8 protein-coding genes and 1 tRNA gene are annotated in these 13,930 nt (G+C 68.1%); 6 read left to right on the forward strand and 3 right to left on the reverse strand.

The window, feature by feature from the left end:
* From GA0070623_RS19690 to GA0070623_RS19695, 3 genes are all read right to left on the reverse strand, one after another.
* Positions 1-729 carry an RHS repeat-associated core domain-containing protein gene (locus GA0070623_RS19690; protein ID WP_197700004.1) on the reverse strand — a complete coding sequence of 243 codons (729 nt, stop codon included), beginning with the start codon at positions 727-729 and terminating at the stop codon, positions 1-3.
* Positions 730-961: 232 nt separating this feature from the next.
* A complete protein-coding gene (locus tag GA0070623_RS30080) occupies positions 962-1,258 on the reverse strand; it encodes a hypothetical protein (RefSeq protein WP_157746984.1) in 297 nt (98 codons plus the stop codon).
* Positions 1,259-1,271: 13 nt separating this feature from the next.
* Positions 1,272-7,409 carry a DNRLRE domain-containing protein gene (locus GA0070623_RS19695; protein WP_089004131.1) on the reverse strand — a complete coding sequence of 2,046 codons (6,138 nt, stop codon included), beginning with the start codon at positions 7,407-7,409 and terminating at the stop codon, positions 1,272-1,274.
* Positions 7,410-8,583: 1,174 nt separating this feature from the next.
* On the opposite strand from GA0070623_RS19695, the gene GA0070623_RS19705 reads away from it, so the two are divergent.
* From GA0070623_RS19705 to GA0070623_RS19730, 6 genes are all read left to right on the forward strand, one after another.
* Positions 8,584-8,658 (forward strand) — tRNA-Lys (locus GA0070623_RS19705).
* A 704-nt stretch (positions 8,659-9,362) separates the two neighbouring features.
* Entirely contained in the window at positions 9,363-9,932 is a 570-nt protein-coding gene (locus tag GA0070623_RS19710; RefSeq protein ID WP_067310881.1) for an RNA polymerase sigma factor, read from the forward strand.
* Positions 9,929-10,732, forward strand: coding sequence for a cupin domain-containing protein (locus GA0070623_RS19715; RefSeq protein WP_067310884.1), 804 nt, complete (start codon positions 9,929-9,931; stop codon positions 10,730-10,732). Before GA0070623_RS19710 ends, GA0070623_RS19715 begins: the two co-directional genes overlap by 4 nt.
* A 73-nt stretch (positions 10,733-10,805) precedes the next feature.
* Positions 10,806-11,606: an ABC transporter ATP-binding protein gene (locus GA0070623_RS19720; RefSeq protein WP_067310887.1), complete on the forward strand. Its 801-nt coding sequence runs from the start codon at positions 10,806-10,808 to the stop codon at positions 11,604-11,606.
* Between the two features lie 65 nt (positions 11,607-11,671).
* Positions 11,672-13,009 carry a hypothetical protein gene (locus GA0070623_RS19725; protein ID WP_067310890.1) on the forward strand — a complete coding sequence of 446 codons (1,338 nt, stop codon included), beginning with the start codon at positions 11,672-11,674 and terminating at the stop codon, positions 13,007-13,009.
* The gene (locus GA0070623_RS19730) at positions 13,006-13,596 is read left to right on the forward strand and encodes a hypothetical protein (RefSeq protein WP_067310893.1); all 591 of its coding nucleotides are present in this window, start codon (positions 13,006-13,008) and stop codon (positions 13,594-13,596) included. The genes GA0070623_RS19725 and GA0070623_RS19730 overlap by 4 nt, the downstream gene beginning before the upstream one ends.
* Positions 13,597-13,930: the final 334 nt, after the last annotated feature.

Raw genomic sequence — 13,930 nt, forward strand, 5'->3', positions numbered from 1 at the left:
TCATCGACTCGAGTTCGGACATGATCGGCCAACTCGTCTAGATACTTGAAAAAGTTCATCCAATTCAACCTCGGAATAGATCCCAGTGGAAGTGCGGCGGTATGCGGTGCCACCATTTTTGCGGCTTGTTGCAACCGCCATGAACGGAGAGCATGTTGCGTTGTTTGTGCTATTCCAGCTCCACCCCAAGCGGATTATCTTTGACCTGTTGAAGATCCCCTGATAGCCGTGTACGGACTTTCTGCCGAATAGGTACTTGTTGGCTCGATAAAGGGTTCGTGCGCCTAGACCCAGTTGCCATCTGGTGAACTTCGAGTAGGCGCGTCTACTGCCATCAATTGCGCGTTGCAGCCATCTCTTTACCGGCCTTTTCCAGCCGTAGTCGCTGCTGCAGCCGCATTCTGCCCGCTTTCCGTCGAGGTCGGAGCAGTTGACCGGGTCTGCTCCGCAGTATTCGTAGGGGTTGGCGCTGCCACCGTAGACGGGGTCGATCTGTAGGAAGCGGCCGGTGGCGGTGTTGTAGAGGCGGACGCCCATCAGGAGCATGCCTGACGGAGTGTCGGCGGCACGTTGCTTGGCGCCGAGCCAGCCGTACCGCTGCTTGCCGATGTCGTCGCTGTTGCGTGGAGTACCGTACTCGGTGGTTTCACTGGTACGGGACAGGCCTTCGTCGCCGGCGTGGAGGGCGGCGACCAGGTCGCCGTGCAGGCTTGTAATCTGCCAATCCACCTGGCCGCTGGGGAACGCGCGTACGCGACATTGCAGGCTACGGGGCTGTACCAGTATGGCGAGCCGCCGGCTGGCGACTCGACGCACCAGACCCTGACCTTTTAAGCCGCAGAGCCGGGGCGGCAGAAGCTGCCCCGGCTTGTACCACAGTTCTGCTTCTGCTATCTGGCCTCACCAGTCAACCCATGTTATGCGATAGTGTCCCGTCCTGATCGGGCCGCTACCCCAACTATCACATTATCGACCCATCGGGTTGCATCAGAAATTCGCGGACAAGGGGTTTGAGGGAGGAAAGTCCTCCGTTGTCAACAGCCGCAGCAACACGCAAAACTCCCTCCGGCTCCGCGATTCCGAAAGCAACGACATTGTAGACAATACCGTCAGAGCCGCGGATTGCGTTTCTCTCACTATCTACACTCAGCTTTACCAATTCCTCATAGGACCTGCTTCGCAGTTCGGATATAACACTCTCGGCAATTCGTGTCGCCTCGATCGAGTCGAGCGAAAAGATTCTTTTGAAGATCGTCATCACAGCTCCGTTGCTACCAAAATACTGGGACCCGCCATGTCCTGTGACTCCCCTTAATGCCCGGGTTCCACCGGTCGATCTGGAAGTGTTTCCTATTGCCAAGTCTACCGAACGGATGCGGCTTGCGGTCATATCCAATCCGCCACCCGGTCCGCTTTCCGTTGTACTGCAGCCTCTTTCTCTCCCAGCTGCTACCCTTGAACTTTTTAAGCGTGCGACCAGCAAGGGTGGCAAACCGACCCAGTTGCCATCTGCTGAACTTCGAGTAGGCGCGTCTACTGCCATCAATTGCGCGTTGCAGCCATCTCTTTACCGGCCTTTTCCAGCCGTAGTCGCTGCTGCAGCCGCATTCTGCCCGCTTTCCGTCGAGGTCGGAGCAGTTGACCGGGTCTGCTCCGCAGTATTCGTAGGGGTTGGCGCTGCCACCGTAGACGGGGTCGATCTGCAGGAAGCGGCCGGTGGCGGTGTTGTAGAGGCGGACGCCCATCAGGAGCATGCCTGACGGAGTGTCGGCGGCACGTTGCTTGGCGCCGAGCCAGCCGTACCGCTGCTTGCCGATGTCGTCGCTGTTGCGTGGAGTACCGTACTCGGTGGTTTCACTGGTACGGGACAGGCCTTCGTCGCCGGCGTGGAGGGCGGCGACCAGGTCGCCGTGCAGGCTTGTAATCTGCCAATCCACCTGACCGCTGTCGCTGTCATAGATGCCTGCTGTGGCCGATAGCCCTGACAACGGTCGGGTGAACCGACCCGGCGTCTCTTGTGTCCACGAGGGGCTGTCATCGTCGCCGTCGTAGTGGTGTACGGACTCGACCGCCGTGCCGCTGACGTTGTCGGTCCAGGATCGAACCCGCTCGCCAGTGACGTCGAGGGTGTAGTCGGTCGTGCGGCTGGCCTGGGTGATGGTGTCGACCAGATCGGTGGAGTGGTAGGTGACCGTGACGTCGCCGTCGGTCGGGTTGGCTGTGTCGACTGCCGGTACGGTCTTCGTCCGGCCCAGGGTGTCGTAGACGTACCCGGCCGTGTTCACTCGATCGGCTGTGTCGTAGGTCCAGGTGCGCGACGATGCCGTCGTAGTGGTCTGGCAGGAGCCGTCTCCGGCTGGTGCGTATTCGGCCAGGCTTGTCCGGTTGGATGAGGTGCTGAACCCGTACAACCTGGTCGTGCACTGACTGCCGACGATGTCGTTGATCGATGTGAGTCGGCCTGTTTGGTCGTAGGTGTAGCTCTGCTCCGACAGACTCGACGTCCGCTGCCGCCATTGGCCATGCGCCGACTCGGTCACCGACTCGGTGTAGAGGGTGCAGTCCGCCGCCGCGCAGCCCGGCTTGACGTAGATCAGGCCAACCTGCGTGCCGGTCTCGTCGGTTTCCGTAGCCACCTGTACCCCGTTCGGCCACAACTCCGAAGCTAGGTTGCCGTCGGCGTCGTAGCTTCCGGAGAACGTCCCGCCCTGCGAGTCGGCGACCGAGGTCAGCAGGCCACGTCGCTCGCTGCCACCGTCGTAGGTGTAGGTCCGGGTGGCCTTACCGTCGGTGCTGGTCGCCACCCGTCCGAGCAGGTCGTAGGTGGTCGTCGAGACGACTCCGTCGGTGTCGGCGTAGGAGGTCTGTCGACCGAGGGTGTCATAGCCCTTGATGGTTTGGGCAGTCGCCAGCCCGCCGACCATCTGCTGTACCCGCAACAACCGTCCGGTCGCCTGGTCGTACACGTTGCGGATAATCGGCACCGCGGTGCCGAGCCCCGACGCTACCGCCACCGTGGTCTCATACGCCCGGCCTGCCCCGTCGTAGCTGGTGGTGGAGGTCCGCAGTGTTCCGGTGCTGGTCTTCTCTGTCACCAGCCGTGACTGGTTGAACATGTCGTAGGTGGTTACCGTGGTCGGCAACTCCGGTCCGGACGCGGCTTGGCCGCCTGGCTGCACCCGGCACGGCAGGTTCGCCCACTCCGGTTTGAGGTCGCACTCGGTGTAGCCGGAGCCGGACGTGGCCTGGTAATAGACCGTTCTGCGGGTCGACGGCGTGGTGGTGCTGGTGCCCCCGGCTGGCGTAGTCGTGGAGGTGGTCAGGCCGGTGATCGGGTCGTATGCGGTCCGGGTCGTTTGGGCCAGGCCGGTGGGGTCGACCGTCACCACCGTCGGCTGCCGCAGAGCCCAGTCGTAGGCGGTGGTGGTGGTCCGTATGTCGGCGTCGGCCTCCACGCCGTTGGCGTCCCACATCCGGACGCCGGTCTCCTGCTTGGTGATCAGGTTGTATGGTCCACCGGTGGTCGGTGCGCCCTGGTCATAGGTGTTCTTGGTGAGTTTGCGTCCTCGCACCTTGATCCCGTCGGGGAGCATGACGTCGTGCTCCGGTTCGAGGGTGCTGGTGAGTCGCTGCCCGTCAGAGGAGTAGATGTTCAGTGCTGAGTAGCTTCGAGCGAGCGTGCTCTCCGCTGCGGCGTCATCGGTCGCGCTGACACTCAATGCACGGGCGCGGTTGCCGGCGGTCAGCGTGCGGATGGTGTTTCCCCATTGGTCGTACCAGGTGGCGCTGATGTGCCCACCTGGCGTCGCGGTGTCGACTTGGCGGGCGTTGGCGTCCAGGTATGTCACCGTCGCCCGCTCGTACGAGGAAGGAAGGGTACCGGTTGCTGGGCTGCCGGTCGGTACCTGGCTTGCCGGGAAGACCGCAGTGGCGTCCGTCGGTGCCTCTGGCTGTGTCCAGCGGCTGGTCTGTGCCGGCGACAGGTCATATGGAGCCCCAGCCCCAGAGGTCGGCACCTTGTAGATCACGGTCTGGGTTGCGGTGCCGGCACTCAGCGCCGACCGGGTGACCTTGTGTAGCCGGCCCTTACCCGGGTCGCCGGGGATGGTGGTGTAGGTGAGCTGCCACGGCTCCTCGGCGACGGGTGTGATGGCGCTGAGGATGCCGTCACTGTTGTAGTCGTAGGTCTCCCGGAGTCGCCGCAGTGTGCCGCTTTCGTTCCAGTCCAGACGGGGATCCCAGGTGGCGCGCAGTCGGCCTACGTTGTCGTAGGCGTAGCGGGTCATCGAGACGGTCCGCATTGCTGGGGTGGGCAAGTCGGGATCCCAGGCGGTGAATGCGATCTCCTTTACCCGGCCGATGTGGTCGCCCCACCCGGACTCGGCCGTGCCGGTGGCGGTCGTCGTGGTGGCGTAGGTGAGGGTCAGCGCCCGGCAGCCCCGGGTCAGAGTCGCGCAGTTGACGCCGTCCGCGACCGGGGCAAGCATCCGCGTCGGACGGACGATCTCCTTTCCGTCGATGGTGACTCTTTCCCAGCTCAGCGTAGTGGTCTGGTTGCTGCCGGGCACGGTCACTGAGGTGGGGAAGTACTTGCCGGTGGCGGTGCCGGTGACTCGGGTGAAGAGAACGGTGTTGCCGTCCTCGTCGGTCAACGAGTAGGAGTCACTGCCGCTGCTGTAGGTCAGCTTCAGGAACTCCATTCCGATCTCGGGGTCATAGGCGGTGGCGGTGCGTTTGGTGAAGCCGATCGTGTCGCCCTCTGGCAGCCCGACCTGCACCAACGAGCCGTAGACGGTCAAGGACGTGTACGGCGATTCGGCCTCGTCCACCACTGCGCCAGAGACCCAGCCGGGCCCGAACATGTTTGCCGTGTCGGTCTCAGCGGCCCGCCGGGTGTTGTAGGAGCGGGTGACCGTCAGGTCGGTGCCGTAGGAGCTGACCGACGCATCGGTGTCCGACAGCGTGTAGTTACCGGTGATCAGGTTGGCCGAGCCGGGGCCGATCTCCTGCTCGGCTGCCGATGCCTGGTCGCGGTCAAAGGTGATCTTCACCGGGCTGGATGTGCCACCTGTCCCGCCCGTGAACACCCCGCGTAGCTGCAGCGGGCCGTTGCGGGCGATCGATTCGGCGTCGGCCGCCGCGACAGTGGCCTCGACGTCCCAGTTAAGCTTCGGGAAGATGCCGCCACCACTGGTCGGTAGCGGCCAGGTCACCGCGCCGCCGCCGGCCGCTACCGTGACGTGCCCGGCTGGGATGTTCACCCAGGTGTCGGCGTCACCGCGTCGCCACTGGTAGGTCACCCCGGTTGCCGCAGCCTGGCCAACACCGGTGATCGCGGTCTTAGCCGCAGTAATGTCACCTTCCTTCGGGGCGGTCACCGCGCCGGAGCCCACGTTGAAGGTGTACGTCCGGATCGCCGACTGGTTGCCGGCCCGGTCCCTCGACCGCACGTACAGTGTCTGTGGGCCGTCCGCCGTGGGGGTGATGGAGACCGTGGCGTTCGCGCCGAGGCTCGGTGCGTTCACCGTCTGGTTCGGCGGGTTGACGTTCAGGCCGTACTCATACATGGCCACATCGGACACTCCCGAGGCACCGAAGGTGAAGCTTCCGGCCGTGCCGGCCGTGCCGGCCCACTGTCCTGCCGGGTACACCGTGGACGACACCGTCGGTGTCGCCGCGGGTGCGACGGTGTCGATGATCAGCCCGCAGTACCCGGTCCACGGCCCGTCGACCAGGCCGTCGTTACCGCGCACCCGCCATGAGTAGGTGCCACCCTCGCTGAATGCACCCGCCGGCACGGAGGCCGCCAGCCAGGAGCCCGACGCACCCGGCCCGACGATCACCCCTCCGATCCGGGTGCCGCCGCCGGTCAGCCACTCAAACTCGGCCCTGACCTGCGACCCTTCCGCATCGGTGGTCTGTGCCCGCAACTGCGGGGTCGTCGTGTTGACATAAGGAGTGCTCGCCCCCGTCGCGCACGGGGTCGACGGGACGGTTGCCCGCGCCGTCACCGTCGGCGGCGACTGGTAGGTCAACGTCACGTACGGGTCGTTCGTGCCCTCCACCGAATGGAACCGCTTCCAGCCGAGGCTGTCAGTCTCCGAGGTCGCCCGCAAACCGACATTCGCCGAGGTCGCCCCGCTGTTGGCCGTTGACGCGAAAACGCCGGTCACGGAGACGTTCGCCCAACCCGCCGCGCAGGAGGAACTGTAGCCCTTGGTGGTCGAGGTGGTTCCTCTCTGTTCCCGCCACGTCGGCTGGGCGGTCCAGCGGGCACTGGTGTCGACGTAGTCGACCCGCCACGCTTCCCACTGCCGAGCCGTGCAGCTGTACGAATGGTGGTTCCACAGGTACAACGTGGCAGCCTGCACCTGCTTGCCCGAGAGCCAACTCAGGTTGCGGAAGCTCAGAAACGACCGTGCCTTCGTGGTCCCGCCGTCGTATGTCCCGAGCTTCAACTCGGTGGCCGCCGACTGATCAGAGCTGTAATCGGTCTGCACGAACGCGTCGTAGTTGGGGTTCAGAGTGACCGCCGGATCGATAGTCACCGGGAACACCGTCGCGGGGTCGGTCAACCACTCCTCGTCCGGGTTCAGCGTCACCGCCAGTCGACCGGCCTTCGCCGCACCGACCGTCTTGGCGACGGCAGTGCGGCGCATCTTCTCACCCGACCGTGGATCAACCTGTGCGTCCCACATCTCCGGCTGCGGCGACACCCCGATCGCTGACCCGGTCTGATTCCGAATCTCGAAGCCACCATGGTGGTCCTCGACCAACGACACCCCCTTGCCCCGCAGAAGCAGGGCAAGGTCGCCGACCTGGGCCACCGCTGCCCGATCCTTGACCACCAGGAACTGTTCGAACCCGGTCCGGGTGGCCTCAACCACCAGGTCGACACCGGGACGCACCTCCGAATAGGTCGCCTTCGTGCCATCCACCACCGGGGCCGGCAGCCGGCCGGCCCAGCCCAGCGACACTGTCCCGCCGTCCGTCGAAATCGTCGCCAGATCGTGCTCGCCCTCGCCTGCCGGACCGGACAGCCGCAGGCCCGCCGGATGCGCCTTGGTCACCACCGAGCCGTCAGCCTGCGGTGCGAGCGAGAAGTCCACGGGCATCCACCCGCCATTCTCCTTATCCCGTAGCCGCACCGGGCCGAGGTGAACCTCTGCCTCCACCCGGCCGTCGGGGAGCGCCCAGAACTCCGACGTCTCCGAAGTCGTCCCCGAGATTCGGACCTTCTTCTTGCTCAACCGCGCTGTCGCCAGCGCCGCCGCCTCGTCCGGCCGCTCGAGTACCTGCGCTTCCGCAGCAGCGCGCTCGACGGGCTGCGGCGCTGCGGCGACCGGCCGCGCGGTCACCCAATCCGCCATCGTTGCCGCCAACACCACTGACAGGCCAGCGGCCACCATCCGCCCCGGACCGCAACGTGACAGCCGCGGAATCCGGGACACAGAGCCCCAAATGGATGTCCTTCGTCTCACTGACCCTCCTAAATCTTTGACCAGGAGTGATCAGGGGAACACATAGTGAGTTGATCATCACCAACTGTGTAGGCGGAAAGATCATCGATCTAGATGGTTGTCACAGAGCCGCATCATCCGCTACAAAGGTTGTAAGACCTGAGCTATCTCGGGCCACTCGAGCGGCGGCCGCCCGACGTTGCCGAAGGTCGGCTTGCCGCGTTCCAGGTCGACGATCACGGTCGAGTCGTTGTCCGGTGTACGAGAGCGCAGAGCGCGACCGTCTCCCGCGGTCAGGCCACGATCCCGGAAGAAGTCGTCGTAGCCCTTGTGTTCGCTGCCCGTACACGCTATGACCTGGTCCCGGGCGCAGTCGCAGTAGTAGGCGAGCGCGGCGGCGAGGAGCCGGTCGATGGTCTCGCGGTGCTGCGGGCGTAGTCGGACTGGAACAGCGGACCCTCGTACTCACTCGGACCGAGGCCGAGACACTCCATCGCATTGCGGATGCCCTGGATCCACTCCGGGCGGTTCCGTCGATCCGCAGCGCCATCGTCCCGCTCGACTGTCGGGTCAGCACCCAGTTGAACAGGACGGACCGGCCATGCCCGCGTGGAACATGCCCCCGGGGAGGGTGCGAAGGGAACGCCGAGAGCGGGACTGGCCACGGATGGCCGGCTACCGAACGCGATCAGCCTTACCTGTATCCGCCCCCGGAGCCTCCGGGCCGGGGCGTCGTATCCCTGCCCGGGCAACGAATCGCCGAGACAGTCACTGTCGCCTCGGCCGCACCCAAGGATGACTCGTGCGACCCGCTGTGGCCGAGGGGTCACCTGTCGGCACACGGCGCAACTCGTCCGCAACCGAGGCCCCGAGGCGCGGGCTCGACGACCCGGAGGCGGCCACCGTCGAGTACATCGACTGGCACAACAGCCGCCGCTTGTCGCCGCTTGTTCGGCGCACTCGGGCATGTCCCGCTCGTCGAGCACGAGGAGCCGGTGTGGGTAGCCGGACCGCGATGGTGAGACGATCTGTGGTCACCAGCACGGTCTGTTACACCGCTTCGAAGGGCGAGGCGCAGGCGAACCCGACCCGACGGAGGAGTTCGGGTAATCTGTGGCGCAGCGGGCCGTTAGCTCAATGGCAGAGCTGAGGACTTTTAATCCTTAGGTTCTGGGTTCGAGTCCCAGGCGGCCTACCATCTGAACTGTGGAAACAGGCGGTCGTTGTTTTATTTGATCGCTCTTCTGTTCGAATATTGTCTGATTTGAGGCATTTCCGCGAGTATCTGTGGAGCGCCCGCCCCGGGAATGGCAGGGGCGACGAGCATGCAGCCCATCGTCACGGCGGGGTTCGCTGGCTCGGGTGCCCCCTGACGAGTGCGGTGCGGACGAGGTCTGACCGACGCCGACTCCGGCCACACCGCGCCCTCCTGCTCGGCGACGTTGCCGATCCGCTGCTTGACGCCTGGCCGTCGACGTCTTCACCGCCCGCCAACCCGGACCTGACGACCGGTGCATCATCCTGCAGTGCGCCGACCAGGGCAGAGGCTCGTGTGGCCCGCTGTGCCACAGGTTGGCCGAGCGTCATTTCCCGGGTCGGGTTTGCCCGTGGGTGGCCCATCGGCGTGGTGGGGTCCACCGGCCCGGATGCCGTCACGGGTATCGCGGGGCGTGCCGGTGGGAGTGGTCACCGTCGTGACCGGCTGCCACGAGTGGCCGTACCTGATCCGGCATGGGAGTGCGCCGGCCGTGTGGAGCGGACGCCGTACCAACCGGTCGAAACGGGTCACCCGGTCACGCGCCGGGCGGTGACCAGCGGTTTTCCGGGGAGTTCGTGGTCTAAAGTGACGACGGTCACAGGAGATCGGGATCCGATCCCGGTCGCCCGGTCGTCTTACCGGGTGTGAGAACAGACCTGGACGCGGCTGACGAGGGCGAACTCGTGCGACGCGTCGCCCGTGGAGACCGGCGGGCGTTCGACGAGCTCTACCGGCGTACCTCGCCGTGGCTGGAGGTACGGCTGCGTCGCCGCTGCGCCGACCCCGACGTGGTCGCCGAGGTGCTCCAGGACACCTACCTGACGGTCTGGCGGGCGGCGGGCAGCTTCGCCGGCACCCCCGCCAAGGGCGGTGGCGCGGCGGCGGGGAGCGCCGTGGGCTGGCTGTGGACCATCGCCGCCCACCGCCTGGTCGACGCGTTCCGGCACCGGGCGCGTAAGGGGCGGGTGCCGCAGGTGCCGTTGATGCCGAGCACGGCTCCCGCCGCCGAGGACGAGGTGATGGCCAACCGGATCGGCCAGGAGCTGGAGCAGGCCCTGCTCGTCCTGCCGGCCGAGGTGCGGGCGGCGCTGCGGGCCACGGTCCTCGACGGGCTCTCGACGCGTGAGGCGTCGGTACTGCTCGGCGTACCGGAGAACACCGTGAAGTCCCGTGTCCGCCGTGCCCGGATCGCCCTGCGGGAGGCGCTGTCATGACCACCCATCCCAGTCTGACCCAGATCGACCGCTACGCCGCCGGGGATCCGGACCTCGACGAGCCCAGCGTCTGGGCGATCGAGGTGCACCTGGAGGACTGCGCCGACTGCCGGGCCCGCCTGGCCGGCAGCACCACCCTGGAGAGCCGGGTCGTGCTCGACCAGGTCGCGGCGGTGCTGGACCGGCGGATCGCGGCGGCGCCACCACCGGTCGGCCGGAGCCGGCCCTGGTCGGTGCTGCGTCACCGCTGGTTCGTCGGCACGCTGTTCCCGTGGCTGGCCATGACGGCCATGGTGCTCGGGTGCGCGGCCGTCCTCGGCGCGCTGTGGGTCGGCACCCCCTCGCTGGTGCTGCTGATCGCGCCGCTGGCCCCGCTGCCCGGCGTGGCGGTCGCCTGGCACCGTCGGGCCGACCCGGCCTGGGAGCTGATCGCCACCACGCCCGCCGCCGGTCTGACGACGCTGCTACGGCGTACGGCTGCGGTGCTGGCGTTCGTCATCCCGGCGCTCGCCCTGGTCGGTGCCGGCACGGGGGTGTCGATGGCCCTGTTGCTGCTGCCCTGCCTGGCGTTCACCGCCGCCACGCTCCTGCTGGGAACCCTCGTCGGGGTGCGGCGGGCCGCGATCGGACTGGTCGTGGTCTGGACGCTCGCGGTGGTCACCCCGAGTCTCGTCGCCGCCCGGCTGCCGGCCCTGCTGTCGGCGCAGAGCGCCCGCAGTTGGGCGCTGGCCACGGTGTTCCTGACCCTCCTGGCCCTCCTGCGGGTCGACGGATTCCGGCGGCTCTCCCACCACGGGTAGCCCCACCCCCACAGACGGCCGACGGCCGTGCCTCCACGCTGCCCTCTGGCGATCACTGAAGGAGATCATGACGATGCGTGCCGTGAGTGCGGTCGAGACGACCGCCACCACCCATCCCTGGGCGATTCATGCCGAGGGCCTCCAGGTCCGGGCCGGGCGGCACCTGGCCGTCAACGGGCTCGACCTGGCCCTCCCCAGCGGCGTGCACGGTCTGCTCGGGCCGAACGGGGCGGGGAAGACCACGCTGATGCGTGCCCTGGCGACCGTCGTGGCCCCGGCCGGCGGCCGGTTGACGCTGCTCGGGCACCCGGTCGACGGCCGCTCCGAGCTGCGACCGGTGCGCCGGGCCCTGGGCTACCTGCCGCAGCACTTCGGCTACTACCCACGGTTCACGGTGCGGGAGTTCGTCGGGTACATGGCCTGGCTCAAGGAGATGCCCAAGTCCACCCTCCCGGCGGCGGTGCAGCGGGCCATCGACCGGGTCGGGCTCACCGCCAAGGCAGACGCCCGGCTGAAGACGCTCTCCGGCGGCATGCTGCGGCGGGCCGGCATCGCGCAGGCCATCGTGAACGACCCCCGGCTGCTGCTGCTCGACGAACCGACCGTCGGTCTCGACCCGGAACAGCGGCTCGACTTCCGTGAGCTGCTGCGTGACCTCGGCACCGACAGTTGCGTGCTGGTCTCCACCCACCTGGTCGAGGACGTGGCGGCGGCCTGCACCGACGTCGTGCTGGTCAACGAGGGCCGCCTGGTGTGGCGGGGCACGCCCGAGGTGCTCGCCGCGCAGGGCGACCAGGGGCACGCCGGCGACAGCCCGGCCGAGCGGGGCTACTCCGCGCTGCTGCGTCAGCACCGGGCGGAGGCCACCCGATGAGCGGGCGGACGGTCGGAGCCGGTGCCACCGCCACGGGTCGGCCCGGAGGGGGACGGAGAGCCGGGATGAGCATCATGGGGATCGAACTGCGCCGCTCCGCCGCGGTCGGTGCCGCGCTGGTCACGGTGGTGGTCGGGACCGGTGCGCTGTACGTGGCGACCGGCCGGTGGTCGAGTGGCTGGATGCCGTTGGCCCTGGCCATCCGGGAGTACCTGCTCCTGTTGTGGCCGCTGGCCCTCGCGGCCGGGGCCTGGCAGGGGCGACGGGAGCACCGGGCGAAGGTCGGCGAGCTGTTCGCCACCACCGCCCGCCCGCGCGTCGCCCGGATGCTGCCGGTGCTCGGCACGATGGCGCTCACCCTGGTGGTCGCCTATCTGCTGGTGACCGTGGCGGGCATCGCGTGGATCGCGGACACCTCCGCTTACGTGCCCCTGCCGAGTTTCGCCGTGGTCACCGGGGTGGGCGCGTTGTCCCTGGTCGCCGCGGCATGGCTCGGACTGGGGATCGGGCGGCTGCTGCCCGCCCTGGTGACCGCCCCGGCGCTGGCGGTGGGTGGCGTGCTGCTGGTCTTCTTCGTCACCGTCGGGCCGTCGGTCCGGGTTGCCGCGGCGCTCTCCCCGGCCCACGGCTCGGGTCCGTTCCACGACTACCAGACGATCGACAACCGGGTCAGCGGTGCGCTGGCGATCTCGATGATGGCGCTCGCCGTCACCGGTCTGCTGTTGTTCGTCGCCGACGGTTGGCGGAGCCGGTTGACGGCGGTGCTGCCGGTGCTGCTCGGGTTCGCGGTGGCGCTGACGGTCCTCCCGCACGACCGGGACGTGCTCACCTGGCCGGTCGACCCGGTCGCGCGGGAGCTGGTGTGCACCGACGACACCCCGACGGTGTGCGTCAGCCGGGTGCACGCCCACGTGCTCGACACGGTGACCCCGCTGGCCCGGCAGGGCCTCGCGGCGCTGGGGAAGCTGCCGGACGCGCCGACCGTCGTGCACGAGGACACCCACACGATCGGGTACGACCGGGACGAGCCGGCCCCCCGGCCGGGCGTCGTCACGATCGAGATCCGGATCGACAAGCGTGGCGAGCTCGCCCATCCGGCCGCCGTGGTGCCCGAGATCGTCAGGAGGCTGGGCGTCCCCTACGACGGGAAGTGCGGGAACGGCAACGAGGTGGTCGAGCGGGCGGCGGCCTACTGGCTCATGGGCCGTGAGCCACGGTCGGACGTGGGCCTGATGCCCGGACTGATCGAGGAGGACCCCGAGATCACCACCGGAGCGGTGGCCCTGTGGCGGGGGCTGCGTGACCTCCCCGAGGCGGAGGCGCTGGCCCGGGTCACCGCGGTCCGCAACGCCCTGCTGGCCTGCCAGGACCCGACCGGCCTGCTGTCCCGGAGCGCCCGGTGACCTGGACGCTGCTGTACCTGCGTTCGCGCCGGGTGCCCCTGGCCCTGGCCGCGGCCGTCGGCGGCCTGGCGGCGCTCTGGACGACGTACCTGATCTTCGCCGAGGACCGGGACGTCACCCCGATGATGGTCGTCCTGACCGTCCTGCTGATGGTCGCGGCGCTCGCGCCCACCCTCGCCGGCCCGGACGAGAGCCTGGACCGGACCGCCTCGGTGCGCTGGCCCTGGCGGCGTGCGGTGCACCTGCTCGCCGGGCTGCTGGTCGTCCTGGTGGTCCTGCTCGCCACGTTGCACACCGGAGCCCGGTTCGGACCGGCCGCCCTGGTGGTCCGCGACGCCGCCGGCCTGCTCGGCCTGACGGCGTTGTGCGCGACGGTGTTCGGTGCCGCCCGGTCGTGGTTCCTGCCGCTGGGCTGGACCATCGTCGCGGCCATCTATCCGCAGGGCGGCACCTGGGGGGCGACCGCGACGTGGCAGGGCCAGCCGCCCGACAGCCGGGCCGCCACGGTGGTGGCGGCGGTGCTCGCCGTGGGCGGCCTGGTCGCCTACGCGCTGGCCGGCCCGGCCCGCCGGGCGTCGGCGGAGTGAACGGAGCCGCCGGTACGCCTGCCGTGAGTGCCCGGTAGGCGTACCGGCGGCGGTGGTCGTGCTCCCGCCGGGCGGTACGACGGGAAGGTGGGGTGGTCGGCAGGCCGGGCGGTTTCGTGGGTGACCGGCCCGGGTGATCCGACCGTCGCATGTGGAGGAGCTGGCGCGGTTCGTCAAGGTGGGACCGGTGCGGGTGTGATCGTCTACACTCGACGATCAGTCACCGCACACCCCACGATCCCGCGCCTGCCGCCCCGTCGGATCAGGCCCTCGCGGCACGAGACGACGGTGTGCGGTCCCGGGCCGGGGCCTCGAAGAGGAGTTGCCTTGCGCA

Origin of the sequence: Micromonospora rifamycinica, assembly GCF_900090265.1 — a bacterium.
Classification (GTDB): domain Bacteria; phylum Actinomycetota; class Actinomycetes; order Mycobacteriales; family Micromonosporaceae; genus Micromonospora; species Micromonospora rifamycinica.

Excerpts from the sequence above, each read along its gene's own strand:
- GA0070623_RS30080 (WP_157746984.1), bottom strand. The coding sequence starts at position 1,258 with ATGACGATCTTCAAAAGAATCTTTTCGCTCGACTCGATCGAGGCGACA.
- GA0070623_RS19695 (WP_089004131.1), bottom strand. The coding sequence starts at position 7,409 with ATGGTGGCCGCTGGCCTGTCAGTGGTGTTGGCGGCAACGATGGCGGAT.
- GA0070623_RS19715 (WP_067310884.1), top strand. The coding sequence starts at position 9,929 with ATGACCACCCATCCCAGTCTGACCCAGATCGACCGCTACGCCGCCGGG.
- GA0070623_RS19720 (WP_067310887.1), top strand. The coding sequence starts at position 10,806 with ATGCGTGCCGTGAGTGCGGTCGAGACGACCGCCACCACCCATCCCTGG.
- GA0070623_RS19725 (WP_067310890.1), top strand. The coding sequence starts at position 11,672 with ATGAGCATCATGGGGATCGAACTGCGCCGCTCCGCCGCGGTCGGTGCC.